Origin of the sequence: Enterobacter soli (assembly GCF_964208575.1) — a bacterium.
In the GTDB taxonomy this organism is placed as follows: Bacteria; Pseudomonadota; Gammaproteobacteria; order Enterobacterales; family Enterobacteriaceae; genus Enterobacter; species Enterobacter soli_A.
Window position 1 is genome coordinate 59,212 of the sequence record NZ_CAXOFU010000005.1, and the last position, 25,820, is coordinate 85,031.

The following is a 25,820-nucleotide window of genomic DNA, read 5'->3' on the forward strand; positions in this document are numbered from 1 at the left end:
GAATGAACTTAACAACAACATAAATAAAAATCATAGCGTTCACAAGTTAACGAATTATCTTCCCGGGGCGCGGCATGACAAGCTGAAAAAAAACAACAGAGGAAGTCATCATGTCCCAACCGATTCGTGAAAAAAGTGCCCTTGTCGTCAGCGCCCATTCCGCCGATTTCGTCTGGCGTGCAGGCGGTGCGATAGCCCTGCACGTTGAGCAGGGCTATCAGGTGCATATCGTCTGCCTGTCGTTCGGCGAGCGCGGGGAGTCCGCCAAACTGTGGCGCAAAGTCAATATGACTGAAGAAACGGTAAAACATCATCGTCGGGAAGAGGCGCAGGCTGCCGCCGACATTCTGGGTGCCAGCGTGGAGTTTTTTGATATTGGCGACTATCCGCTGCGCGCTGACAAAGAGACGCTGTTCCGCCTGGCGGATGTTTATCGCCGCGTACAGCCGCACTTTGTCCTGACCCACTCCATGCAGGATCCCTATAACTACGATCACCCGATGGCATCGAACCTGGCCCAGGAAGCCCGCATCATCGCTCAGGCTGAAGGATACCGTCCTGGTGAACCTGTTGTGCAGGCGCCGCCGGTATACTGCTTTGAACCGCATCAGCCGGAGCAGTGCAGCTGGAAGCCGGACGTCCTGCTGGATATCACCCGCGTCTGGGAGAAAAAATACCAGGCAATCCAGTGCATGCAGGGCCAGGAACACCTGTGGGAATACTATACCCGCGTGGCGCTTCAGCGGGGCGTGCAGGCTAAACGTAATATTGGCATCACCGCTGCGCGCGACATCGTCCATGCCGAAGGCTTCCAGAGCATCTTCCCGCGCGTAACGGAGAACCTCGCATGAACCTGCTGAATCGCAAAGGGGTGGTGATCCGCACCCTTCCCCGCCATGACGAGGCCGCGCTGCGCCTGTTTACCGCGGCGGGAGTCGCGACGCTCCATGAGGCATTTGAACGTCAGGGGCTTATGGCGCCGCACATCAGACCGATACAACAAGGAATATGCCGTGCCGGAAACGCGGTCACGGTGCTGGTCACGCCCGGGGATAACTGGATGTTCCACGTTGCCGTCGAGCAGTGCCGCCCGGGCGATATCCTCGTGGTGGCCCCCACCTCCCCCTGCGGCGATGGCTTTTTTGGCGATCTGCTGGCTACGTCGTTACAGTCGCGCGGCGTCGTCGGCCTGGTGGGTGATATCGGCATCCGTGATTCTCATACCCTCCGCGAAATGGGCTTCGCCGTCTGGTCCCGGCAGGTTTACGCCCAGGGGACGGTGAAAGAGACGCTGGGCTCGGTTAACGTCCCGATTATCTGTGCTGGTCAGCTGGTCACGCCAGGAGATGTGGTTGTGGCCGATGATGACGGTGTGGTGGTCATCCCGCACGCCCTCGCCCGCCAGGTACTGGCAAAAGCCGAAACGCGGATGGCGAACGAAGAGGCGAAACGCAAGCGGATGTGCAATGGCGAACTGGGGCTGGATATTTATGCCATGCGTCCGCGCCTGGCCGAAAAAGGGCTGCGTTACTACGACAGCGCTGACGATGTGGAGAGCTAACATGGGGCAACACAGAATTCCCTGCCTGCTGATGCGCGGCGGCACCTCGAAAGCAGCCTGTTTTCTGGCTGAGGATTTACCGCAGGATCCCGCCCAAAGGGATACGGTTTTACTGGCTGTCATGGGGTCGCCGGATGCGCGCCAAATCGACGGTATTGGCGGTGCCGATCCGTTGACCAGCAAGGTGGCGATTATTCGCCGCTCGACCCGGCCGGATGCTGACGTCGATTATCTTTTTGCTCAGGTTAATGTCGATCGTGCCGTGGTCGATTATGGACAAAACTGCGGCAACATTCTGGCGGCAGTCGGGCCTTTTGCCATTGAGCGCGGCCTGGTTGACTGCGTCGCCCCCCTGACCCGGGTGCGCATTTTTATGGAAAACACCGGTCAGCTTGCGGTTGCTGAGGTGCCCTGCGGCAATGAAGGGGTGGAGTATGCAGGGGACACCCGCATTGACGGCGTGCCCGGCTCAGCCAGCAGAATTGTGCTCAATTTCCCCGATGTGGCGGGCTCAAGCTGCGGCGCCCTGCTGCCTACTGGCCATGCCAGGGATCGTTTTGACGACATTGATGTTACCTGCATCGATAACGGGATGCCCGTCGTCCTGATCCGCGCCAACGACCTGGGGCGTACCGGCTATGAAACACGTGAGCAGCTCGATGCCGACGTTGAACTGAAGCAGCGACTGGAGTCGATTCGGCTTCAGGCCGGGCCGCGGATGAACCTGGGCAATGTGACGCAACGTAGCGTACCTAAAATGACGCTGATCGCCGAACCGCGTGCGGGAGGAGCGATCAGCAGCCGAACCTTTATTCCGCACCGCTGTCATGCCTCGATTGGCGTTCTCGGTGCGGTCAGCGTCGCCAGCGCTTGCCTGATACCTGACTCTGTAGCACAGGGGCTGGCGGATCTTGAACGTGCCCCGGAACTGAGTGTGGAACACCCAGGCGGTGAATTTAGCGTGGCACTCCGACTCGATGATAACGGTCAGCTGGCAGGTTGCGGACTCCTGCGTACCGCACGCCTGCTGTTTGCCGGTGATGTCTTTATACCGACGCAGATCTGGCCAGGTGAGGAACAATAATGACGGCAATAACGTTTATTGGTTATGGCGAAGCGGGCGGCATTCTGGCCGATGCGCTGGCTAAGGAGAATCCGGTCACCGTCTGGGATTGCAAGCTGAATGGTCCTGAGCGCGATGCAATGATAACGAAGGCGCATCGGGGGGGCGTGCGGGCGGCGATCTCCCTGGCTGACGCGTTGGCTGGTGCCGAACTCGTATTTTCCACCGTCACCGCAGGATCCGCCCTTGATGTCGCCTCGCACGCTGCACCGCTAATGACCGATACGCAGTATTTTCTTGACCTTAACTCCGTCGCTCCGCAGACCAAACGCCAGGCTGCGGAATACTTTAAGCCCGGCGCTTATGTCGATGTCGCGGTGATGGCTCCGGTCCCCCCGGGGGCACTCCGAACGCCACTGTTGACGGGGGGAAGAGAGGCAGAAGCAATCGCAGAGTTACTCACTAAACTTGGATGTAATGCCCGCTACGGCGGTAACTACGTGGGCAGCGTGTCGGCTATCAAGATGTGCCGCAGCGTGATGATTAAAGGGCTGGAAGCACTTACCGCCGAATGCCTGTTCGCCGCCCACCATTACGGTGTTGAGGAGCAGGTGCTGGCATCGCTCCACGCCAGCTTCCCCTCATTGGGTTGGAAGGACACCTTCCCCGACTACCTGATAAGCAGAATTGCTGAGCACGGTATCCGGCGCAGTGAAGAGATGGAAGAAGTGGTCAAAACCCTAAGCGATGCAGCGGGGGAAAGTGTGATGAGCCAGGCAACGGCGATAGCCCAACGCCACCTGCCAGATCGTATGGCCGAGCTGGGAATGACCTATGCCCAGCTTGAGCCGTTTAACTGGAAAGCGCTGGCGGGCGTGAAATAAAAACACGAAATAAACAAGAAAATTTATAGAAGCTCAGAATGAGCTTAATAAAGCCAGAATTATGTTTGAAAAATAAGGTCTGGCCCGGGCAGATGAATGAGCGTATTTTCTTACCTCGCATTCATCTGCACGTTTTTTATTGAACACGAAGGCAAACGCTGGCGCTTGCCTTATATGGAGGGGCGGGATATTGCGTCCGGAAGCGGCTCTTTATTGAACCCACTGCGGGGAGAAAGTCACGTGGAATCTCCCTGCAGCCTTAACCAGACGTAGCGCTTTTCATATTGTTAGCCACCGCACGGGAACGATGCTTTCAGCGCCGTAGAAACCGAATGCGCGGCAGGCTGTGCACTCAGCGCAGAGTTATTGACCAGATACTCCTTCACAACCGCCTTTAACTGCCTCGTTCCGGTGCCTGCCGGTATGCAGAACTGGCTGTTATTTAGCGTGTCCGTCACACCTTCAACATAACCCGCGGCAGCAGCGCTTCTTTTTTCGATATCATCAAGCAACATTTCGCCATTAACTAAATAAGCACCTGCGTAAGGGGACATTATTCCTGCCAGAAACAACAGACTTCCACATAATGATTTCATTCTGCTCTCCTTATGTTTCCAGGAGAAATTATACTGTTATGAATATATAGATTTGTAGATTGCTTATTTGTTTAATAATTGATTGTCATTCCACCTATAGCGGAATAAAGAAATGTATGACCGCTAAACTTTCCTGATAATGATGAAAAACTTCGCAGCGTTCAGGCAAAGATCCCTTTCGTCAACGTCTGCTCCCGCCACGAAGCAGACTATCAATCCGGCAACGGTGCCTCTAATACGTTATCCCCGGTGGATTAACCTCCGACTGCGCCACCGCTTCACCCTGCTCGCCCCAGCGGGCCAGCACCTTCTGGTACTCGCCGCGCTTAATGGCGCCGTCCAGGGCGGCCTGCAGCGCGTACACCAGCTGGTTGTCCTTTTTGGTGGTGGTGGCGACGTAAGCCTTTTTCGGCCCTAAGCCGACCACGCGGGTTTTGCCGGTGAGCGCCGCTTTATAGGCGGAAACCGACTGCGGGCCGAAGAACACGTCCGCCCTGCCGGACTGGATGTACAGATTGCCGGAGGCATCGTCGGTGAGATAGACCGGCAGCGCGGGCTCGCGCCCCGCCTTTTTGTTCTCCTCGTTCCAGCCGAGCAGGATCCGCTCCTGGTTGGTACCGGAGCCGACGATCACCTTTTTCCCCGCCAGATCTTCAGCGCGTTGAATCGACTGAATATCGCTGGTGGATTTCACCGAAAAGGCCAGAGAGTCGACGCGGTAGGTCGCAAAATCAAACTTCTCTTTACGCTGCTCGGTCACCGCAATGTTAACCAGCGCCACGTCGTAGCGCCCGGAGGTGATGCCCAGCGGCCAGTCCTCCCAGGCGGTTGGCACCAGCTTCAGCTTCAGCCCGAGGCTGCCCGCCAGCAAACGGGCGATATCCGGGTCGCTGCCGATGCGCGTGCGGTTATCACTGCCCAGCAGCGCCAGCGGCGGGGAGTTGAGCGCCGAAATGGCGACGGTTAAGGTTCCCGGCTCGACAAATTTATAGTTAGCGGGGATTTTCGCCACCGCCTCCCTGTCCACCGTCACCGGCAGCGGCTGTTCGTTGGCTTTCAAATCAATGCTGGCGTGACCGGCGAAAACCACGCCGAACAGCGCCAGAACGCTATATTTCATGCTCGCTCCTTACAGCACTTTCGACAGAAACTGGCGCGTTCGCGCGTGGGATGGACGGTTCAGCACCTCGTCGCTGCTGCCCTGCTCGACGATTTTACCATCGACCATAAACACCACCTGGTCCGCCACTTCCCGCGCAAAGCCGATCTCGTGGGTGACCACCACCAGCGTGGTGCCGGAGCGCGCCAGCTTTTTGATCACGTCCAGCACCTCGCCCACCAGCTCCGGGTCAAGCGCCGACGTCGGCTCGTCGAACAGCATCACGCGAGGACGCAGCGCCAGCGCGCGGGCAATGGCGATGCGCTGCTGCTGCCCGCCGGAAAGATGCCGCGACCAGGCGTCGGCCTTATCGCGCAGGCCGACCACGTCCAGCAGGCCGTGGGCCCGCTCGATGGCCTCTTTGCGGGTCAGCTGCTTGTGCGCAATCGGCGCTTCAATCAGGTTTTCCAGCACCGTCAGGTGGGGAAACAGGTTGAAGTTCTGGAACACGTAGCCGACGTTCACGCGCTGTTTGAGGATCTCTTTCTCTTTGAGCTCATAGAGCTTATCGCCCTGACGACGGTAGCCAATGTAGTCCCCGTCTATCTGAATAAAGCCCTCGTCTACGCGCTCCAGATGGTTAATGGTGCGCAGCAGCGTGGATTTCCCCGAGCCGGACGGCCCGAGGATCACCGTCACCGAACCCGGCGGGATCTCCAGGGTAACGTTATCGAGCGCTTTGTGGCGGCCAAAGAACTTGCTGACCCCGGTAATGGAAATATGTCCTTCAGGAGAGGCTTGCATGGACGGGCTCCTGCGTCTGGGAAGTGGTTACGGTGCGCGTGCGGCTGGCGGCGCGGTTCTGGTTTACGGCCGAGCGGCGCTCGCTGCGGGCCAGGCCTCGCTCCACCAGGTGCTGAATGATGGACAGAACGGTAGTGATCACCAGGTACCACACCGCCCCAACCATCAGCAGCGGGATCACTTCCTGAGTGCGGTTGTAGATCATCTGGATGGTGTAGAACAGCTCCGGCATCGCCAGGACGTACACCATCGCCGTGCCCTTCGCGAGGCTGATGATCTCGTTAAAGCCCGCAGGCAGTATGGTGCGCAGCGCCTGGGGCAGAATAATGCGCACGGTACGGCGCCAGGCGGGCAGCCCCAGCGCGGCAGCCGCTTCGTACTGACCGTGGTCGACCCCGAGGAACCCGCCGCGGATAATCTCCGCCGTATAGGCGCTTTGCACCAGCGTCAGCCCCACCACGGCGGTGGAAAACTGCCCCAGCACGTTGATGGTTTCAAAGCTGCCCCAGGTGATGCCCGTAAACGGTACGCCGAGGGACAGGGTGTCGTAGAGATAGGAAAAGTTATACAGGATGATCAGCACCACAATCAGCGGCAGCGAGCGGAACAGCCAGATGTATCCCCACGCCAGGCTGCTGAGCAGCCAGGAGGAGGACAGCCGCGCCAGCGCCAGCATCCCGCCAATCACCACGCTCAGGGCGGTGCCGATAAGCGTCAGAAGCAGCGTCTGGCCCAGGCCCTCCAGAATCACCGGATCGAAGAACCAGCGGGCGAACACCGCCCATTCCCAGCGCGGGTTAAAGGCCACGGACTGAATGACCACCGCCAGCACAAACAGTGCCGCCACGGCGCCGACCGCGCGCAGCGGATAACGCGCCGGGACCACCTTTATGGTTTCAACGTTATTCATCGTCGCTCCTCATGCGGTTTTACTGAACGCTTCGCGTACCAGGGTTTTGGTGAAGCGCAGCCGCCCGTCGAACGGCGGCTGGCTGTACTCTTCCGGATCCCGATTGAGATCGAACTGCGGCTGATAGCCCTGGCTGATGTAAAGCCTGACCGCCTCCGGCTGGCGAAAGCCGGTTGTCAGGTAGATTTGGCTGTAGCCCGCCAGCACCGCCCGACGCTCCAGCTCCTGCACCACCCGCGCGGCGAGCCCCTGCTGGCGCAGGGCCTTGTGCGTCCAGATGCGTTTGATTTCAGCGGTGCGTTCATCAAAGGGCTTGTACGCGCCGGTGGCGATGATCTCTCCGTCGCGCTCCAGCACGATAAACAGCCCCTGCGGCGCCAGATACCACTCGGTCAGCTCGACTTCCGCATCTTTGGAAAAATAGTCGCCGTAGCGGGCGGCGTATTCACCGAACAGGCCCTCAATAATGGGCTGAAGTTCAGCATCCTCCGGCGAAACGTCACGAAATTGCTCGCTCATACGGCCTCCTTAATCGCCCAGACCGGCGGGGTTAACCTCTGAACTTGGGATGCGCTCCACCCCTTCCCCCCAGCGGTTCAGCACCTTGTCGTAGTCACCGTTTTTGATGACGCCGTTAAGCGCGGTTTGTACCGGCTCCACCAGGCCGCTGCCTTTTTTCAGGGTGACCGCAATGTGCGCCGCCTTCGGCCAGCCGCCGTCGACGCTGCCCACCAGCTTAGTTTTACCCGTTAACGCCGCTTTCCACGCGCCGATCACGTTCGGGCCGAAGAAGGCATCGGCGCGCCCGGACTGGATCGCCAGCGTCTGCGCGGCATCGTCTTTGGTGTAGACCGGGGTGAACGGCTTCAGCCCTTTTTTGAGGTTTTCGGCGTTCCACGCCAGCAGGATCGCCTCCTGGTTGGTGCCCGACCCGACGATAATGCGCAGCCCGGCGATGTCTTCCGCCTTCTCGATAGACTTAATCGGGCTGGTGGATTTCACGTAGAAGCCCAGCGAGTCCTTGCGGTAGGTGGCGAAGTCAAACTTCTCTTTGCGCTCTTTGGTGACGGTGATGTTGCTGATCGCCGCGTCGTATTTCCCGGACGCCACGCCGAGCGGCCAGTCTTCCCACGAGGTTGGCACCACGTTCAGCTCCAGCCCGAGGCTGTCTGCCACCAGACGCGCCACGTCCACCTCGCTGCCGAGCAGGGTTTTGTTGTCGTCGGAAAACACCGTCAGCGGCGGAGAGTTAAGCGCGGCAACCGCCACGGTGAATTTCCCCGGCACGGCGAAGCGGTGATCTTTTGGCAGCTGCGCCACCGCCTCGCTGTTTTTCGCCGTGTTGATCGGCGTTTTATTGGCCTCCAGGCTGACGCCCGTGCCGTTAATGTTCACATTCTCTGCCCAGACGGCAGGAGCAAAAGCCAGCGCAAGCGCCAGAATAAGCGAAGTTTTCTGCATAGCGGGGTTCTCTTTTATTGTTGTGTGAACTGATTTTCAGGTTGTTCTAAGCCCAGGCTTTCGCGAAGCGTGGTGCCGGGGTATTCCGTGCGGAACAGGCCGCGCGCCTGCAGGACAGGCACAACCTGGTCAACAAAGTGCGGGAAGGTATCCGGCGTACCGCCCTGAATGATGAATCCGTCGGCGGCGTAGCCTTCGAACCACGCCTGAAGCCCGTCCGCCACCTGCTCCGGCGTACCGGAGAAGCGCGGGCGCGGAGAGGCGGCTTCCAGCGCCACCTGGCGCAGGGTCAGCTTGCGTTCGCGGGCGTTGCGCTTGATTTCATCGGTGGTGCTGCGGAAGCTGTTCTGCCCCAGATCGCCGATGTCCGGGAACGGCTCATCCAGCGGATACTGGCTAAAATCGTGATGTTCGAAATAACGCCCGAGGTAATTCAGCGCGTCGTTAACAGAGACCAGCGCGGCGGTCGTTTGATATTGGTTTTCGACATCGTCGGCGTCTTTTCCGACAATCACGCTCACGCCCTGGAATATATGTAAATCCCCGGTGCGGCGACCGTTTAATTCCAGCTGCTGTTTCACGTCGCGATAAAAGGCCTGCGCCTCTTCGTAGGTGTCGTGATGGGTAAAGATGGCGTCGGCGTGTTTCGCCGCCAGCTTTTTACCGTCTTCCGATGCGCCAGCCTGAAATACAATCGGACGCCCCTGCGGGGTGCGGCCAATATTCAGCGGCCCGGCCACCTGGAAGAAATCACCGTGATGGTTAAGGGTGTGAAGCTTTGACGCGTCAAAGAACTGGCCGCTCTCTTTATTGCGCACGAAGGCGTCGCCTTCCCAGGAGTCCCACAGCCCTTTCACCACGTCGAGGTATTCGTCCGCAATACGGTAGCGCAGCGCGTGCTCGGGGTGCTTCTCGCGGGAGAAGTTCTTCGCCGAGCCTTCCAGCGGCGAGGTGACCACGTTCCAGCCCGCACGCCCGTTGCTCAGATGATCGAGGCTGGCAAACTGGCGCGCCACGGTGAACGGCTCGCTGTAGGAGGTGGATAAGGTTCCCACCAGCCCCAGACGCGAGGTGATGCTGGCCAGGGCGGATAATACCGTGAGCGGCTCAAAGCGGTTTAAAAAGTGCGGAATGGATTTTTCGTTAATATAAAGTCCGTCGGCGACAAATAAGAAATCGAGCTTCCCTTCTTCCGCTTTTAAGGCCGTTTCTTTTACGAAGTTAAAATTAATGCTGGCATCAGCAGTAGCCGCCGGATGGCGCCACGCAGACATATTCCCGGAAGCGCCATGCAAAATGGTTCCCAGCCGCAATTGTCGGGTTGCAGACATATTCACCTCTTATTTGATTAAACGTGTTGCAGTGCTTTTTCCGCAAGCTGTGCAAAATAGCGGGCAGCGGGTTCGATTAGGGCTTCATCTGGATTAAACGCCGGATGATGTAATCCATACGGGCTATTGCTGCCAATGCTGACAAACGCCCCGGGGATTTGCTGTAGATAGACCGCGAAATCCTCGCCGCCCATGTGCAGCGCGGCATGCTGGGTTTCATATCCCGCTTCGCGGGCAACCGAGGTGGCAAATTCCGCCCAGCGTTCGTCATTCACCAGCGCGGTTGGCCCCGCGTACCAGGTGATGTCGATCTGGGCGCTGAACGCGCTGGCAAAACCGGCGGCGATTTCCCCTACCCGCGCCTTCACGTTTTGCTGCACCTCGGTGCGATGGGTGCGCAGCGTCCCTTCCAGCTCGACGCTTTCGGGCAGCACGTTCCAGGTATTGCCCCCGGCGATGCGCGTGACGCTCAGTACCACGGAGTCCAGGGTGTTCACGTTACGGCTGGCAACGCTTTGCAGCGCCGTCACCAGCTGGCTTGCCAGCACGATGGCGTCGTTACCCTCGTGCGGACGCGCCGCGTGGGCCCCTTTACCGGTAATGCGGATAACAAAGCGGTCGACGTTGGCGTAGAACGGCCCGCCGCGGGTGGCGAATTCCCCCACCGGCAGCCCCGGCTCGTTGTGCATCCCGAAGATGGCGCTCACGTCGCGCAGCGCCCCGGCGCGAACCATGCTTTTCGCGCCGCCAAAGTTCTCTTCCGCCGGCTGGAACAGAATGCGCACCCGCCCGTTGAGGGAAGCTTCGCGCTCCTTCAGCTTCAGCGCCGCGCCGAGAATGACGCTGGTGTGAATGTCGTGCCCGCAGGCGTGCATCACGCCCGAACGCTGGGAGCTGAATGGCACGCCGCTGCGCTCTTCAATGGGCAGCGCGTCGATATCGGCCCGCAGCGCAATCAGCTTGCTGCCCGAGCCTATTTCCGCCACCAGCCCGGTGGTGAGATCGTAGGGCAGCGGCGCGATCCCGGCCCCGGTGAGCCACTCGCGCAGCCTGGCGGTGGTTTCCACTTCCTGACCCGACAGCTCCGGGTTCTGGTGCAGTTCCCTGCGCCAGGCAATCAGTTGTTCAGCAAAACTCATACGGTGACCTCCCTGTTAAGACGCGCCTGCGCCAGCAGGCGCAGGGACTGGATGCGCGTTGCGCCATCGGCAACCGGCGTATCGATAATGAATTCGTCAATGCCCCACTGCTCGTGCAGGGCGTGTAGCTGTTCCAGCACGGACTCTGCCGTTCCTGCCAGTAACGACTGGGCGCGGCGGGCGATACGCACCGGCTCGCTCCCGGCCTGACGCGCAAAGGCGTAGGCCTGCTCTTCGCTGGCGACGGTTACGCGCTGGCCGTTTGCCAGCTCCACGCCCCAGACTTCTACTTTTTGCGCCAGAGCATCGGCCTGCTCCTGGGAGTCGGCAACGATGGCCTGCACCGCGACGATGACCTCCCGCGCGCTGTTATTCCGCCAGGTCGTAATGACGTCGCGCAGCAGGTCCGGGTCGCCGTTCAGGTGGGCGGCAAAGACAAAATGCCAGTCCAGGCTCGCGGCCAGCAGCGCGCTTTCGGTGCTGGCACCCAGCAGGAAACCCTGCGCGGGGACCGGCGGCAGCGGCGTTGCGCGCACGGCGTCGTCCGGGGAGGCGTGCTGAGCGTGTAGCCAGCCATCGAGCTGCGCGAGCTGATCGGCAAAGCTGCCCTTCTCCTGCTGGTTCAGACCGTGCTGGAGCGCACGCGTAGAGAGCGGTAGCCCGCCAGGGGCTTTACCGACGCCCAGATCCACCCGTCCCGGCGCGATGGCGGCCAGCACGTTGAAATTTTCCGCGACTTTATAAGGACTGTAGTGCTGAAGCATGACGCCGCCTGACCCCACGCGGATCCGCCGGGTTTGCCCGAGGATCCAGGCAATCAGCAGCTCCGGCGACGGGCTGGCAAGCTGAGGGGTATTGTGGTGTTCGGCAATCCAGAAGCGGTGATAGCCCAGCGCTTCGGCCTGCTGCGCCAGGCTCAAAGTACGCGCCAGCGCATCCGCGGCGGTTTCGTTTTCAGCGATGGGGCTTTTATCCAGAATACTGATTTGCCAGGACATGTTGTTTTCTCGTTTGACTTAACATGTCGTCATTATTAAAGGTCGATTTCACCAGTGAGAAACAATTAATTTACATTTGGTTTGCCGGAAATCAGAAAAGCGAATGCGGGATAAAGAGAGAGGGTGCGCTGGGTGGCACCCTTTTGGGTGGGGGCGAGGGTGGTTTGATTTGTTACAGGCGACTACTTTTACACTGTAGGTCTTTCGTTCCAGGCATCAGTGTAAGTGATATTACCATCCACAATTCGCCAGGTAATTTTCTCGTATTGCAGGCTGACGCTTTCAACGTGATTTATTTTATCATTGGCGGAAAGTTTAACATTTGGAACGCTGCAGTTTACACCCGTGATCTTCACGCCCTCCATTAGAACCGTGTAGTAACAAACCTCCTGCCCGGCATCGTTAATATGGTAAAAGCCAATTTCTGCGCTTTTAAGCGTTTGACCCGTTGCCGCTGCTTTATAGAGATATGGCGTTGAGCTATCCACTTCTTTCTCAATCATCATTGAAGAGTGTTGCCGTGTACCCGTAATTTTCCCGTTGGCGCTGTCTACTGGCAAGTGAATCCCATGACTTAACCCAATGATCTCAATGCTGCCTTCGCGACCCTGAACATCAACAGCACCTTTGATATCGGCACCACCATCATCTGTTAGCCACATATAGGGAGGAATTGGCATTCTATTTTTTCCTTATTTTTGTTATTAATTTCATAGTTGAAAAGGTTATAAATAAAGTTATTGTCATGATTAACACCCAGTCAATTAACGAATAGGCATCATAAATAGAATCGGCATTTACGTCTTCAAATAGGAGGTCACATATTTTTACTGCAAAGTCATAAGAAATATATATCTCCGGCTCCGGGAATAAATGCCCCATACAAAAAATGATAAAAATAAAATATGTAATGACGCCCGCTCTATGGGCATTTATTGTTATAGCCACTGGCTACTACCTCCACCCAACCGCGAGCAAAAAAACATTTCTTGTGAGGAACCTGAATGAGTGGTGTATTTATCAGCGCATTGCGAATTTGAGCATAATCAGAGTTATGAGCAATTGTAATACACCCTTTTGATGCCTGACCGGGATGTAAACGAAAATTCCCTCTTCGCAGGCCCTCAATCCACATGTAATCATCAATCAGTCCGTCATCTCGCCATAATGCAAACCAGTCAGATTTTCCAAACTGGCGGCGCCTTGTAACACTGCTGACTGCATCGCGGATTTCTAATGCAATCTGATACAAAGAATTACTTTCAAGTCTGTCCACAATCCAGTATTTCCCAACGGGCAAGGGCCCTGAGTCCGGGATCGCACCGCACACGCCATTGTTTCTGTGCACTCCCCGCCCCGAATGCGCCATAAACACACCCACCCCATACAGGTTAAAAGGCGCGTAATCTGCGCCATTCAGAATCAACTTTCCATGTAGTGCCATATTTTCACCGTGGATAAAGGCCAGCATTAATGAGTCCACCCTACTCGCCTCTCACCCCGTTTGAACATTGGCACTATTCTTAATTAAATCAATCCATTAACGATTCAACTATTAGCCAGGTTCACCACGTGAATGTTAATTTACGCGTGCTCCCTCTGTCGGATTGAAGTCACCCGTGCCGCAGCGCGCCTGCCCAACGGGCACGTCTGCGGCGCTTGAGGGCTAGCTAATCTGATACTGCTCGTCGGTCACTTTTTCCAGCCACTCCACCGGGCTGCCGTTCACCGCTTCGGCGATGGCGATGTGCGTCATCGCCGTTTGCGCGCTGGCCCCGTGCCAGTGCTTCACGCCGGGTTCGATCCACGCGATATCGCCCTGATTCAGCGGCTCCGCCTCTTTGCCCCACTCCTGCAGCCAGCCGCGCCCCTGGGTTACGATCAGCGTTTGCCCGAGCGGATGCGTATGCCAGGCCGTGCGTGCTCCCGGTTCAAAGGTTACGGTTGCCCCGCCCACCTTTGCCGGCTCGGTCGCCTGAAAAGGCGCGTCGATACGCACGGTGCCCGTAAACCACGCTTCGGGGCCGCGTTTTGATGGTAATGAACCGCTGCGGATAATTTTCATTGTGTCCTCCTCGTTTGCTGTTGGGGTAACAGTAGCGCAAAGGCGGACGGAGCATTAGACTGCATAATCAGAAAGGAACCATGAGCCAAATTCATAAATCCGGTCCTGTGCGATGCTAAAAGACAATTTCAACGATCTTCTCTCCTTTATGGTGGTCGCCCGCGAACGCAGCTTTACCCGCGCCGCCGCGCAGCTTGGCGTTTCCCAGTCGGCGCTAAGCCACGCCATGCGCAATCTCGAAGCCCGTCTGGACATGCGCCTGCTGACCCGAACGACCCGCAGCGTGGTTCCGACCGAGGCGGGCGAGCAGCTTTTTATGCGCCTGAGCCCGCATCTGCTGGAAATCGAAAGCGAACTCGCGGCGCTGCGCGATACCCGCGACAGGCCGGCCGGCAATATTCGCCTTACCGCCGGGGAACACGCCATGAGCGCCGTGCTGTGGCCTGCCCTGAAGGCCTTTATGGCGACATACCCGGACATCAACGTTGAAGTCACCGTGGACAACGGCCTGACCGATATCGTCGACGGGCGCTTTGACGCCGGGGTACGCCTGGGCGAGCAGGTTGCCAAAGACATGATTGCCGTGCGTATCGCGCCGGATATGCGCATGGCGGTGGTCGGATCGCCTGATTATCTGGCGCGTTTCGGCGTGCCTGACCATCCCGAACAGCTGGCGCAGCACCGCTGCATTAACATGCGCCTGCCCACGCGCGGGGGGCTGTATGCCTGGGAGTTTCAGCGGGACGGGCGTGAAATTCGCGTGCGGGTTGAGGGGCAGCTGACGCTGAACGATTTACCGCAGCGCATTGACGCGGCGGCGTCCGGGCTTGGGCTGGCCTATGTGCCGGAGGATACCATTCAGGAGGCGATCGCCAGCGGGACGCTAATTCACGTTTTAAAGGAATGGTGTCCGACGTTTGAGGGCTATCATCTTTACTACCCGAGCCGCCGCCAGCACACCACCGCCTTTGCACTTCTGCTGGAGTCGCTGCGTTACCCGTAGGATGCGTTCCCCATTGTGAATGGATTTCATCAATACCCCTTCGCAACCATTAAGCAAAGCTGATGATTTAATCATCAGCGGGCGGCGCATTTGCCTGAAAAATCACCACGATTCAGCGTGTTGTGATCCCCGTCTGCTCTGACCACACGATTTCCTTCGACATGCATCACTTTCGGCACGGTTATATTTTGCGTCACTTATGAATTGCGGGTAGGATGCCTCGCCATGTTTCGCCTTATCCACACGCAGAAAGACTGGAAAGGCAGCATGTGTCTGCGCAGAGGCAATCGATTGTCTCGATCTCTGCCGGGAACGACTATCACGATAATGGTTCAGACAGGCAAACAGGTAACTCAATGAAAACAAGCAATAAAAGCGCAGCCGATCATCACGCTGCGAAACGTCGCTGGTTGAACTCTCACGAAGAGGGCTACCACAAAGCGATGGGCAACCGTCAGGTACAGATGATCGCTATCGGCGGCGCTATCGGTACTGGTCTGTTTTTAGGTGCAGGCGCACGTCTGCAAATGGCTGGCCCGGCTCTCGCCCTGGTGTATCTGGTGTGCGGGATCTTCTCCTTCTTCATTCTTCGCGCGCTCGGCGAGCTGGTGCTACACCGCCCGTCCAGCGGCAGCTTTGTCTCCTATGCGCGTGAGTTCCTCGGCGAAAAAGCCGCCTACGTGGCGGGCTGGATGTACTTCGTCAACTGGGCGATGACCGGTATCGTCGATATCACCGCCGTTGCGCTGTATATGCACTACTGGGGCGCGTTTGGCGATGTGCCGCAGTGGGTGTTCGCCCTCGGCGCGCTGGCGATTGTCGGCACCATGAACATGATCGGCGTGAAGTGGTTCGCCGAGATGGAGTTCTGGTTCGCTCTTGTTAAGGTGCTGGCGATTGTGGTGTTCCTGGTCGTTGGTACGGTGTTCCTCGGCAGCGGCAAGCCGCTGGACGGCAACGCCACCGGCTTCCATCTGATAACCGATAACGGCGGCTTCTTCCCGCACGGCCTGCTGCCTGCGCTGGTGCTGGTTCAGGGCGTCGTGTTCGCCTTCGCCTCCATCGAACTGGTGGGTACCGCAGCAGGCGAATGTAAAGATCCGCAGACCATGGTGCCAAAAGCGATCAACAGCGTGATCTGGCGTATCGGCCTGTTCTACGTCGGCTCCGTGGTGCTGCTGGTTCTGCTCCTGCCGTGGAATGCGTATCAGGCGGGTCAGAGTCCGTTTGTGACCTTCTTCTCCAAGCTTGGCGTGCCTTACGTTGGCAGCATCATGAACATCGTGGTGCTGACCGCGGCGCTCTCCAGCCTGAACTCCGGTCTGTACTCCACGGGCCGTATCCTGCGCTCCATGTCGATGGGCGGTTCCGCGCCGAAGTTCATGTCGAAGATGAGCAAACAGCAGGTACCTTACGCGGGTATCCTCGCCACGCTGGTGGTCTATGTCTTCGGCGTGTTCCTGAACTATCTGGTGCCTTCTCAGGTATTTGAGATCGTCCTGAACGTTGCCGCGCTGGGCATTATCGCCTCCTGGGCATTTATCGTGGTGTGCCAGATGCGTCTGCGCAAAGCGATTAAAGAAGGTAAAGCGGCGGACGTGAGCTTCAAAATGCCGGGCGCGCCAGTGACCTCCTGGCTGACCCTGCTGTTCCTGTTCAGCGTGCTGGTGCTGATGGCGTTTGACTACCCGAACGGCACCTACACCATCGCCACCATTCCGCTGCTGGCCGTGCTGCTGATTGCCGGATGGTTTGGCGTGCGTAAACGCGTTCACGAAATTCACAGCACCGCGCCGGTTCATCCTGAAGATGAAAAGCCGGGCTGCCCGCTGGTTGAAGAGACATCGCGTTAATCGCGCGCTGTTCACAGACCGGGTAAGGCGAAGCCGCCACCCGGCGAAATAAAAAAGGAAGGCATAGGCCTTCCTTTTTTTTGCCCGGCGGCACAGGGTCTCCCGCGCCTCGCGCAATGCTATTTACAGTGCAATACGAATCACGTCGTCAGGCTGGGTCGCTTCCTGCTGGCGGGTCGATTTCTGCTTCACCGTCACGTACAGCGTCTGACCGTCGGCGGAAAGCGCCAGGCTGTTCGGGTAGACAGGCGTATCAAGGGTCTTCGTCACTTTGTAGGTTTTGGCGTCAATCACGCTCACCTTGCCCGCTTCGCGGTGGGTCACGTAGGCTTCGTTACGGGCCGGGTTAAACAGCACCGCCAGCGATGCCGGGGCGGCGATTTTTTCCATCACGCTGCCGTCTTTCAGGCTGACCACCAGCACTTCCGGCTGTTTTGAATCGGTCAGGAACGCGCGCTGCCCGGCGGTGTCCAGGCTCAGGTTCAGATAGAAATGCTCTTTGCCATCGTCCTGCACTTTCTTACGGCTGAGGATCTTATTGGTCGCCGTGTCGATGGTCAGCAGTTCGCCGTCGGCATTGGTGGTGTACAGACGTTTTGCTTTTGCGTCCAGCGCCAGCCCGGTGCTGTAGGTGCCGGTATTGGCGATGGTCTCTTTAAGCTTCAGCGTTTCGCCGTCAATCACCCAAATCACGCTCTCTTTGCCGATGCCGGTGATGTAGACCGTGTTGGTGGTGTCGTCAGCAACGAGCTGGCGCGGCTGCAGCGGCTTGACGGTTTCGCTGCGCTTGCGGTCGTCCAGCACCAGGCGCCCTTTCACGTCACCGGTTTTGGCATCGATGGCGGTAACCGCGCTGCTGGTGGTATTGCCAAACCACAGCGTCTGGGTGGCGTTATTGATGGTCGCCCCGAACGGCTTAAGATCGTTATGAATGGCCTGCGTCACTTCCAGCGTCACCGGATCGAGGCGATAGACGATGCCGCCTTTATCAGTTTTACGGCTCAGGGAGGTGGCGACCCACAGGGCGTTCTCCTGCTGGCTCACCGCCATTTCATAGGCGCCCTTGCCCACGGCCTTGCGCAGCATCTCTTCGGCGGCGTGAACCTGGAAAGAACCGGCGGCCAGCAAGGAGCCCATCAGCAATGCGCTACGCAGGCGCCCGGAGCACAGATGACGTAAAGACATAACAATTCCTTTTTAAAAGAGGTGATTTACTGCTGACATCGCTTCCGGCAGGCAAAGTCATGGCTTTACCGTTGTATTAATGAGAATAGTAATCATTAATGAGGTGAATGTGGAGTTTTTCTTTCTCTGAGCGCCTTTCATTAACGCAATGTGCGGTTATAGTTTTCAAAACATTTACAAAAGATTTAACATGTATGCACATGTTCCATTTGGTTCGTTTTTATCTTAACCGGCTTATTCCATGAAAATCTTTTCTGCCACGAAGGCTACTCTCCCGCTGCTGCTGGTGCCCGTAGTGATTGCCCCTGCCGCCTCACTGGCCGCAGAAGAACAGACAATGATCGTCAGCGCGACCCCGCAAACTGTATCGGAGCTCGATACGCCTGCGGCCGTCAGCGTGGTTAACGGCGACGATATGCGCCAGGCGGCGCCGCGCATTAACCTGTCGGAATCCCTCGGCAGCGTGCCCGGCCTGCAAATCCAGAACCGTCAGAACTACGCGCAGGATCTTCAGCTTTCCATGCGCGGGTTCGGCGCGCGCTCTACGTTCGGCGTGCGCGGTATTCGCATGTACGTGGATGGCATTCCTGCCACCATGCCCGACGGACAGGGCCAGACGTCGAACATCGACCTCACCAGCATCGACAGCGTTGAAGTGCTGCGCGGGCCCTTCTCTGCGCTTTACGGCAACGCCTCCGGCGGCGTGATCAACATCAACACCCAGACCGGACAGCAGCCGCCAACCGTTGAGGCCAGCAGCTATTACGGCAGCTACGGCACCTGGCGCTACGGCATGAAAGCCACCGGCGCAATGGGCGACGGCACCCACGCCGGGGATGTGGATTACACCGTCTCCACCACCCGCTTCACCACCAAAGGCTATCGCGACCATAGCGGCGCGCGTAAAAACCTCGCCAACGCGAAGCTCGGCGTGCGCATCGATGACGTCAGCAAATTAACGCTGATCTTCAACAGCGTGGACATGAAGGCCAACGATCCAGGCGGTCTGAACTATCAGGAGTGGCGCGACAACCCGCGACAGTCTCCGCGCGGGGATCAGTACAACACGCGTAAAACCATCAAGCAGACTCAGGCCGGGCTGCGCTACGACCGCCAGCTGAGCGCGAATGATGATTTGAGCGTGATGATGTACGCGGGCGAACGTGAAATGACGCAGTACCAGTCGATTCCGTATCAGCCGCAGCTGAAAGCCACCCACTCCGGCGGCGTGATCGACATGCAGCGCCATTACCAGGGCGTCGACACCCGCTGGACGCACAAAGGCGAGCTGCTGGTTCCGGTCACCTTTACCACCGGGCTGAACTACGAAAACCTCAGCGAAGATCGCCGGGGCTATCAGAACTTCGTCATGGATAACGGCGTACCTGACTACGGCGTTAAAGGCGAAAAGCGCCGCAGCGAAAGAAACCTGATGTGGAACGTCGATCCGTATCTGCAAACCAGCTGGCAGCTGACGCAAAAGCTGTCCGTGGACGCTGGCGTGCGCTACAGCTCCGTGTGGTTTGATTCCAACGACCACTACGTAGTGCCCGGCAACGGCGACGACAGCGGCGATACCAGCTACCACAAATGGCTCCCGGCGGGCTCGGTGAAATATGCGCTGACCGACGCCTGGAACCTGTACGCCGCGGCTGGACGTGGATTTGAAACGCCAACCATTAACGAGCTCTCCTACCGTTCAGATGATAAGGGCGGGCTGAACATCGGCCTGAAGCCATCCACCAACAATACTTACGAAGTGGGCAGTAAAACCCGCGTGGGCAACGGTCTGCTGACCGCCGCGCTGTTCCGCACCGATACCGACGATGAGATCGTGGTGGATGCCAGCTCGGGCGGGCGTACCAGCTACAAAAACGCCGGTAAAACCCGCCGTCAGGGCGTCGAACTCTCCCTCGACCAGCAGTTTGCCGAAAACTGGAAGCTGAAAATGGCGTGGACGTATCTGGACGCCACCTACCGCACCAACGTGTGTAAAGATGCTGACTGTAACGGCAACCGGATGCCGGGCATTGCCCGCAACATGGGCTTCGCATCGTTTGGCTGGCAGCCGGAAGAAGGCTGGTACGCGGGCACGGACGTGCGCTACATGAGCGATATCATGGCCGACGACGAAAACACCGCGAAAGCCCCGTCCTACACGGTAGTGGGCCTTAATACCGGGTATAAGTTCAACTACGGCAACTGGGGTATGAACGTCTTTGGCCGGGTCGATAACCTGTTCGACAAAGAGTACGTCGGCTCGGTGATCGTCAACGAATCTAACGGACGCTACTACGAACCGGCTCCGGGTCGTAACTACGGCGTTGGGCTGTCGGTCTCCTATCGCTTCGAGTAAACCGCTACCCGGCAGCCTGAGGCTGTCGGGTTCTTTCCACGCATTTAATATTTATTCCTTTCCCGTTATTGTCAGAAAACGTTATTTTCCGATAAAACGCTTTTATCGTAATCCATAAAGAAATAACTCTCCCGGCGACATCATGCCCCCGGGAAATTATTCAGAAAGTGAATATTTAAAATTAAAATGGCAATTTCTTATGCGTGATTCCTCAGCCTAAATATTGCCTTTTTAAAAGGACGTTCGCTTCATCAATCAGCGAATCAATCGCCTTTCGGCTGGCCTCCGCATCGCCGCGCTCCAGCGCCGCAAGCAGCTCCGCGTAGTGATACGGCGCGCCTGCAATGTCCTGCTTCTCTTCATGCAGATAGTTCATGCACGGGCCGATACGCACCCAAAGCTGCTCAATAAGCGCGCTAAGCGTGGGCATTTCGGCGTACTGATAGAGGGTAAAACGGAAAACGCGGTTGGCATTCAGCGCCTGCTGAACGTTGCCGTTGAGCATGGCCTGATGGAAGAGATCGGACAGCTCGCGCAGAACCTTCAGCCGCGCTTCAGACATCAGCTTGCAGGCCGCGGCAACCGCCATTGGTTCCAGCTGTTTCCGAATAGCGTTGATCTCGTTATAACGCTCCAGCGTGACCTCTGGCACCAGGAAGGCCTGCGCCGGGGTCGCCTGAAGCGCACCGGCGGAAACCAGCCGCAGCAGGGCCTCGCGAACGGGGGTAATGCTGGTACCTAACTTATCGGCAATCTCTTTGGTAATCAGCCTGGCGCCCGGCTTCAATGCACCGGTAATTAACGCCCCTTTCAGACTGATCTCAACTTGCATGGTAAGACTGATGCGCTGTGCCTTTTCTAAATTATCCAAATCAAGCATGTTCAATTCCCGTAGCCAAAACAATACGCTATTTTGAGCGCCCGGGTTAACGGGCGCCGCTTAGATAAATCCTGTATCTTCATGCCTGGTATTGGGAAAAGCGTGTAGACGCAAAACTGCATTTTTATTTTTTTACCTTTCGCGCTCGTCGCGTTGACGGCAGCGAAGGTTGAGCTGGTTTAATTAAAGACAATATATCGTATCTTCACAAATAATAATGGCGGGAATTCCCGCCATTATCTTTTTTACTTCCGATCGCCCGCGACGCGAATCACGACTTTACCGAAGTTTTTCCCTTCAAGCAGGCCAATCAGCGCCTGGGGCGCGTTTTCCAGCCCGTCGGTCACCTGTTCGCGGTAGTGGATTTTGCCTTCCTGCACCCAGCGCCCCATTTCGTCCTGGAACTCCTGAATGCGATGGCCGTAGTCCTGGCCGATAATAAAGCCCTGCATGCGGATGCGTTTTTTGAGCAGGGTCGCCATCAGCAGCGGCAGGCGATCCGGGCCGTCCGGCAGCGACGTGGCGTTGTAGCCGCTCACCAGCCCGCAAACCGGGACGCGCGCCGAGGTGTTCAGCAGCGGCAGAACGGCGTCAAAGACTTTGCCGCCGACGTTTTCGTAATAAACGTCGATACCGTCCGGGCACGCCTTCGCCAGCTGTTCCGCGAAGTCGTCGGCGCGGTGATCCAGACAAAGATCGAAGCCCAGCACCTCGGTGGCAAAGCGGCATTTCTCCTCGCCACCGGCGACACCAACAACCCGGGAGCCTTTGATCTTGCCGATTTGCCCTACCGTCGCCCCCACCGGCCCGGTCGCCGCGGCCACCACCAGCGTTTCGCCGGCTTTAGGCTGGCCGATGTCCAGCAGCCCCATGTACGCGGTAAAGCCCGGCATCCCGAGAACGCCCAGCGCCCACGACGGCTTAGCCGGGTTCTCACCCAGTTTGACCAGGCCGCTGCCGTCAGACAGTTCATACTCCTGCCAGCCGCTGTAGCCCAGCACCCACTCACCCGCCTTAAACGCTGGGTTGTTAGATTTCTCTACGCGGCTTACCGTTCCGCCAACCATCACCGCGCCTAATTCTACCGGCGGTGAGTAAGACGGAGCATCGCTCATGCGTCCGCGCATATAGGGGTCTAAAGAGAGCCACTCGGTGCGCAGCAGCACCTGGCCTTCACCAGGCTCCGGGACGGGCTGTTCTTCTAAACGAAAGTTATCCGCAACCGGCGCACCGTGCGGACGAGAGGCCAGAACCCAACGACGATTTGATTGACTCATAGCATGTTCCTTATTGTGCAAACGTCATAAGAGCCTAGCCCGAGATGTTTCAGGCTGCTTTAACATTACGAGCCAGACTGGTTAAGACGCACGACCAGATAAACGCAGGATTCATCGGTTTCGTTGATGAACCGGCAGTCGTTTGGCGGCCCTAGCTCCAGACAATCCCCGGCCTTCATTTCGTGGCGGGTCTCCCCCTCCTGAAACACCAGCTCGCCGCTTTGCAGCCAGATAAGCTGGCGCGCCAGCGCATACGAAGATGCAGGCATGGGGACATCGCTCCCCGCAGGCAGCTCAACCTGAACCAGATCGATAGGCAGGTCGGTGCGCGGTGAAACGTGGCGGCGCAGATAGTGCGTTTGCGGATCGCGCCAGACGGGCTGATTTGCCAGACGCAGCAGCTTGCCTTCCTGCATTTCGGCGCGGGCAATCAGCGTAGACATGCTGATTCCAAAGGCACCGGACAACCGGGCAAGCAGCGTCGCCGTCGGGCTGCTCTCGCCGCGTTCAATTTTGTGGATCATGGCGCGCGACACGCCCGCCCGCTCGGCAAGCTCACTCAATGACCAACCGCGCGATTCGCGTTCAATGCGAATTCGTGCGCTAATCCGTTGATTCATATTGTCTGTGATAGTGTTCATGACGTCATACTATAGTGTATGAACAGCATTTCAACGTCGTTTTCATAACAAAAAATTATGGCTTATGCCGTAGCGGCCTGACGGCAATCTTGTGTAATATCGTGGCTATAACGTACTACTATAGTGAACAACACACGCAGAGGTTCATCATGTTAATTCGTCACGCCAGCAAAGAAGACTGCGCCGCTATCGGTGAAATATACAACCACGCGGTGCTGCACACCGCCGCCATCTGGAACGATAAAACCGTGGACACCGATAACCGCATTGCCTGGTTTGAGGCGCGGGCGCTGGTGGGCTATCCGGTTCTGGTCAGTGAGGAGAACGGCGTGGTGACGGGCTACGCCTCGTTTGGCGACTGGCGCGCCTTTGATGGCTTTCGCCATACGGTTGAACACTCAGTATACGTTCACCCGGATCACCAGGGCAAAGGCATTGGCCGCGGGCTGATGGAGGCGTTAATCATTGAAGCGCGTAAGATTGGCAAGCACGTGATGGTGGCCGGGATCGAGGCGCAGAACCAGGCCTCTATTCATCTGCATGAAACGCTCGGGTTTGTCACAACCGGCCAGATGCCGCAGGTCGGCACCAAGTTTGGCCGCTGGCTGGATTTAACCTTTATGCAGCTGCAGCTCGACGAGCGCAGCGATCCGGACGCGATCCCATGAATCAATCCCTGACTCTGGCTTTTCTGGTGGCGGCGGGTATCGGCCTGGTGGTGCAGAACACGCTGATGGTGCGCATCACCCAGTCCTCCTCGACCATTCTTATCGCCATGCTGCTGAATTCGCTGGTGGGCATTGTGCTGTTTGTCAGCATCCTGCTGATTAAACAGGGCCTCGGCGGGTTTAGCGAACTGGCGGCCACGGTGCGCTGGTGGACGCTGATCCCCGGCCTGCTGGGGTCGTTTTTCGTGTTTGCCAGCATCAGCGGCTATCAGAACGTGGGCGCGGCCACCACCATTGCGGTGCTGGTGGCCAGCCAGCTTATCGGCGGCCTGGTGCTGGATGTGATCCGAAGCCACGGCGTGCCGCTGCGCGCGCTGGTCGGCCCGGCGTGCGGCGCGGTGATGCTGGTGGTGGGCGCCTGGCTGGTGGCAAGACGAACATTTTGATGCTCGAGAGATTATTACGGGAAAAGTAGTCTTCCCCAAATTTCATCTAAATGCCCGGCAAAAGAACAAATATTACCTGCTGAAAAGTATTCGATTGAAACTTAACTACGAAACAAAGTCTCTTATACTTGATTTAGGAACTAATTTGACAGGAGCGTCCAAACTAGCTGTTCGCTCTATTTTTCAACTCTCCACTTTTGGCAGAAACTTATTAAAAACATGAGTCATTCTGCCATTCGTTCTTATATGCCATTCTACCCGTGAGAGTTTAACCTCTAACGTAAGTCTCGGTTATACCCAAAACTCTACGTAACATGTAAAAATCCCCCGAAGGGGATTTTTATTGCGCCATAAGTGCTAACCTTGGTTGAGCATCTTGTTTACCTTGCTACGACTGACTATGCCGTCATCTATTCTTCTATCAATCTCTTTCTCGCAGACGTATGAAACCATCGCTTTCACATCTTCAGGATGGGTATCATTTTTATTTTGGACAGCTTTTTCACAATTAACTAAATCTTCGATCGAGGAAGATCTTAGTTTTTCACGCATTTCAGGACTGTTGACTTTCTCTTGAAGAAGCTCCTTTCGTTCCTGCGCTTGTTCCTGCGCCTGAGCTTGCTCCTGCTCTTGTTGCAATTGAGCCTTGTATTGGACTAAATCAAACATTTCCTCACAGCGCTCGTATGCCGCCTGATCGATATCGGCTCTTATCTGACCCACGCCGCCAGATAATGCTGCTCCCCAGCGCTCACCATATGCATTTTCCTTCATCTCCTGGCATTGTTGATGCCTCGCCTGACCAGGTCCCGAACAAGCAGTAATTATTAGAGCTAACGGCATTAAAAGCAGCGCTTTATTGGTCATAAGAGCAATACCCGCCCTTATGATGACTCCCAGTACCTCCATGTGGATGCTGACCTTTCGGGCAAGCGTAAGCTGTCGAGCAAGTGATGAGCGTCACTGCGATTGCAATAAACAAAGCTTTTACTTTCATTAAGATTTTCCTTAGCCAATAAAAAACCCGCACATATTGCGCGGGTTAGTTGAATAATATTTAGGTCTACGTGCTAATTTGCGCTGCTGACTTTTGCTTAGGCTCTGCTATTTACAGTTTCACACGTAAAAATCTTCATCACGATGGCATTTATGTCCTAATTACACATTTTCTTAACTGCTTTCTAACAGAGATTTCTAATTAACGTTTCTCTAAGAATATCGCTGTGTGAGTAAAATGGTTTATTTAGAAATTACGCGTAGTGAGCCCCCCTTAGAACGGGGGCACGCATTTGTAATAAATTAGAGGCGATACTTGTTGTGAACTGTGGCATAGGTGGCGAGACGCCAGTTCTAAAGAATTGTCCCGCCCTTCGTCAGGTGCTCGTGGCGCGCTTCCATCTCTTCTTTATGCTGCTTGCCGTGGTGCGAAATCGCGGTGCGCAGGCGCTGCTGCTGGGTGTAGCGATCTTCCCGACTCAGTTCGGCGTCTTCGCTTAACTCAATAAGCAGTTCGTTCATATGGGCAATCACGCCCTCTTCGATGGCGGCATCGACGCGGGCGGAGACTTCGCTTAAATGTGACATTGTCACTCCTTTTTTA

The 25,820-nt window shown here is 56.9% G+C and carries 25 protein-coding genes and 1 pseudogene; 9 read left to right on the forward strand and 17 right to left on the reverse strand.

The features are described from left to right. The first annotated feature begins 110 nt into the window (after window positions 1–110). From galB to AB6V08_RS06485, 4 genes are read left to right on the forward strand one after another with little or no spacing between them, the layout of a single operon-like run. Entirely contained in the window at window positions 111–851 is a 741-nt protein-coding gene (galB, locus tag AB6V08_RS06470; protein WP_368541913.1) for a 4-oxalmesaconate hydratase, read from the forward strand. After that, window positions 848–1,561 carry a 4-carboxy-4-hydroxy-2-oxoadipate aldolase/oxaloacetate decarboxylase gene (locus AB6V08_RS06475; protein WP_368541914.1) on the forward strand — a complete coding sequence of 238 codons (714 nt, stop codon included), beginning with the start codon at window positions 848–850 and terminating at the stop codon, window positions 1,559–1,561. Before galB ends, AB6V08_RS06475 begins: the two co-directional genes overlap by 4 nt. Before the next feature lies 1 nt (window position 1,562). Next, window positions 1,563–2,645: a 4-oxalomesaconate tautomerase gene (locus tag AB6V08_RS06480; protein WP_368541915.1), complete on the forward strand. Its 1,083-nt coding sequence runs from the start codon at window positions 1,563–1,565 to the stop codon at window positions 2,643–2,645. Beyond that, entirely contained in the window at window positions 2,645–3,508 is an 864-nt protein-coding gene (locus tag AB6V08_RS06485) for an NAD(P)-dependent oxidoreductase (protein ID WP_368541916.1), read from the forward strand. The genes AB6V08_RS06480 and AB6V08_RS06485 overlap by 1 nt, the downstream gene beginning before the upstream one ends. A gap of 287 nt (window positions 3,509–3,795) precedes the next feature. On the opposite strand, the gene AB6V08_RS06490 is transcribed toward AB6V08_RS06485, so the two are convergent. The 11 genes and pseudogenes from AB6V08_RS06490 to AB6V08_RS06540 all read right to left on the reverse strand — a co-directional run bounded on the left by AB6V08_RS06490 (window position 3,796) and on the right by AB6V08_RS06540 (window position 13,911). Then, window positions 3,796–4,104 (reverse strand): Rap1a/Tai family immunity protein, encoded by a 309-nt coding sequence (locus tag AB6V08_RS06490; protein ID WP_368541917.1) that lies wholly within the window; start codon window positions 4,102–4,104, stop codon window positions 3,796–3,798. Window positions 4,105–4,336: 232 nt separating this feature from the next. Continuing rightward, window positions 4,337–5,224 (reverse strand): ABC transporter substrate-binding protein, encoded by an 888-nt coding sequence (locus AB6V08_RS06495; RefSeq protein ID WP_368541918.1) that lies wholly within the window; start codon window positions 5,222–5,224, stop codon window positions 4,337–4,339. A gap of 9 nt (window positions 5,225–5,233) precedes the next feature. Continuing rightward, window positions 5,234–6,007 carry an amino acid ABC transporter ATP-binding protein gene (locus tag AB6V08_RS06500; RefSeq protein ID WP_368541919.1) on the reverse strand — a complete coding sequence of 258 codons (774 nt, stop codon included), beginning with the start codon at window positions 6,005–6,007 and terminating at the stop codon, window positions 5,234–5,236. Further along, window positions 5,991–6,917, reverse strand: a complete 927-nt coding sequence (locus AB6V08_RS06505) for an amino acid ABC transporter permease (protein ID WP_368541920.1) — start codon at window positions 6,915–6,917, stop codon at window positions 5,991–5,993. Before AB6V08_RS06505 ends, AB6V08_RS06500 begins: the two co-directional genes overlap by 17 nt. Window positions 6,918–6,926: 9 nt before the next feature. Next, the gene (locus AB6V08_RS06510; protein WP_368541921.1) at window positions 6,927–7,436 is read right to left on the reverse strand and encodes a GNAT family N-acetyltransferase; all 510 of its coding nucleotides are present in this window, start codon (window positions 7,434–7,436) and stop codon (window positions 6,927–6,929) included. Window positions 7,437–7,445: 9 nt separating this feature from the next. After that, window positions 7,446–9,709 (reverse strand): annotated as a pseudogene (locus AB6V08_RS06515) (NtaA/DmoA family FMN-dependent monooxygenase). A 17-nt stretch (window positions 9,710–9,726) separates the two neighbouring features. Then, window positions 9,727–10,848, reverse strand: a complete 1,122-nt coding sequence (locus tag AB6V08_RS06520) for an amidohydrolase (RefSeq protein ID WP_368541922.1) — start codon at window positions 10,846–10,848, stop codon at window positions 9,727–9,729. Beyond that, complete coding sequence (locus AB6V08_RS06525; protein ID WP_368541923.1) at window positions 10,845–11,846, reverse strand: LLM class flavin-dependent oxidoreductase; 1,002 nt, start codon at window positions 11,844–11,846, stop codon at window positions 10,845–10,847. The genes AB6V08_RS06520 and AB6V08_RS06525 overlap by 4 nt, the downstream gene beginning before the upstream one ends. A 188-nt stretch (window positions 11,847–12,034) precedes the next feature. Continuing rightward, complete coding sequence (locus AB6V08_RS06530) at window positions 12,035–12,526, reverse strand: Hcp family type VI secretion system effector (RefSeq protein ID WP_368541924.1); 492 nt, start codon at window positions 12,524–12,526, stop codon at window positions 12,035–12,037. Between the two features lie 242 nt (window positions 12,527–12,768). After that, window positions 12,769–13,290: a DUF2778 domain-containing protein gene (locus AB6V08_RS06535; protein ID WP_368542119.1), complete on the reverse strand. Its 522-nt coding sequence runs from the start codon at window positions 13,288–13,290 to the stop codon at window positions 12,769–12,771. Between the two features lie 222 nt (window positions 13,291–13,512). Continuing rightward, the gene (locus AB6V08_RS06540) at window positions 13,513–13,911 is read right to left on the reverse strand and encodes a (R)-mandelonitrile lyase (protein WP_368541925.1); all 399 of its coding nucleotides are present in this window, start codon (window positions 13,909–13,911) and stop codon (window positions 13,513–13,515) included. 112 nt (window positions 13,912–14,023) lie between these two features. Here AB6V08_RS06540 and AB6V08_RS06545 point away from each other — a divergent pair, with 112 nt between their 5' ends. Together AB6V08_RS06545 and ansP are read left to right on the forward strand one after the other, a co-directional pair. Beyond that, window positions 14,024–14,914 (forward strand): LysR family transcriptional regulator, encoded by an 891-nt coding sequence (locus AB6V08_RS06545; protein WP_368541926.1) that lies wholly within the window; start codon window positions 14,024–14,026, stop codon window positions 14,912–14,914. A gap of 356 nt (window positions 14,915–15,270) precedes the next feature. Next, window positions 15,271–16,767: an L-asparagine permease gene (gene ansP / locus AB6V08_RS06550; RefSeq protein WP_368541927.1), complete on the forward strand. Its 1,497-nt coding sequence runs from the start codon at window positions 15,271–15,273 to the stop codon at window positions 16,765–16,767. Between the two features lie 123 nt (window positions 16,768–16,890). On the opposite strand, the gene AB6V08_RS06555 is transcribed toward ansP, so the two are convergent. After that, window positions 16,891–17,952, reverse strand: coding sequence for a YncE family protein (locus tag AB6V08_RS06555; RefSeq protein ID WP_368541928.1), 1,062 nt, complete (start codon window positions 17,950–17,952; stop codon window positions 16,891–16,893). A 241-nt stretch (window positions 17,953–18,193) separates the two neighbouring features. Between AB6V08_RS06555 and pqqU the strand changes: the two genes are divergently transcribed. Continuing rightward, complete coding sequence (gene pqqU, locus AB6V08_RS06560; RefSeq protein WP_368541929.1) at window positions 18,194–20,308, forward strand: TonB-dependent receptor PqqU; 2,115 nt, start codon at window positions 18,194–18,196, stop codon at window positions 20,306–20,308. A 211-nt stretch (window positions 20,309–20,519) separates the two neighbouring features. On the opposite strand, the gene AB6V08_RS06565 is transcribed toward pqqU, so the two are convergent. From AB6V08_RS06565 to AB6V08_RS06575, 3 genes are all read right to left on the reverse strand, one after another. Next, window positions 20,520–21,188 carry a GntR family transcriptional regulator gene (locus AB6V08_RS06565; protein WP_368541930.1) on the reverse strand — a complete coding sequence of 223 codons (669 nt, stop codon included), beginning with the start codon at window positions 21,186–21,188 and terminating at the stop codon, window positions 20,520–20,522. A 245-nt stretch (window positions 21,189–21,433) separates the two neighbouring features. After that, a complete protein-coding gene (locus AB6V08_RS06570; protein WP_368541931.1) occupies window positions 21,434–22,465 on the reverse strand; it encodes an NADP-dependent oxidoreductase in 1,032 nt (343 codons plus the stop codon). Between the two features lie 65 nt (window positions 22,466–22,530). After that, window positions 22,531–23,106, reverse strand: a complete 576-nt coding sequence (locus tag AB6V08_RS06575; protein ID WP_368541932.1) for a helix-turn-helix domain-containing protein — start codon at window positions 23,104–23,106, stop codon at window positions 22,531–22,533. Window positions 23,107–23,255: 149 nt separating this feature from the next. Between AB6V08_RS06575 and AB6V08_RS06580 the strand changes: the two genes are divergently transcribed. Together AB6V08_RS06580 and AB6V08_RS06585 are read left to right on the forward strand one after the other, a co-directional pair. Beyond that, window positions 23,256–23,774 (forward strand): GNAT family N-acetyltransferase, encoded by a 519-nt coding sequence (locus AB6V08_RS06580; RefSeq protein ID WP_368541933.1) that lies wholly within the window; start codon window positions 23,256–23,258, stop codon window positions 23,772–23,774. Continuing rightward, a complete protein-coding gene (locus AB6V08_RS06585) occupies window positions 23,771–24,220 on the forward strand; it encodes a DMT family transporter (RefSeq protein WP_368541934.1) in 450 nt (149 codons plus the stop codon). Before AB6V08_RS06580 ends, AB6V08_RS06585 begins: the two co-directional genes overlap by 4 nt. A 357-nt stretch (window positions 24,221–24,577) precedes the next feature. On the opposite strand, the gene AB6V08_RS06590 is transcribed toward AB6V08_RS06585, so the two are convergent. Both AB6V08_RS06590 and AB6V08_RS06595 read right to left on the reverse strand, forming a co-directional pair. Next, window positions 24,578–25,087, reverse strand: a complete 510-nt coding sequence (locus AB6V08_RS06590) for a hypothetical protein (protein ID WP_368541935.1) — start codon at window positions 25,085–25,087, stop codon at window positions 24,578–24,580. 483 nt (window positions 25,088–25,570) lie between these two features. Next, on the reverse strand, window positions 25,571–25,804 hold the full coding sequence (locus AB6V08_RS06595) for a YdcY family protein (RefSeq protein ID WP_368541936.1): 234 nt from the start codon (window positions 25,802–25,804) through the stop codon (window positions 25,571–25,573). Between the last annotated feature and the right edge of the window lie 16 nt (window positions 25,805–25,820).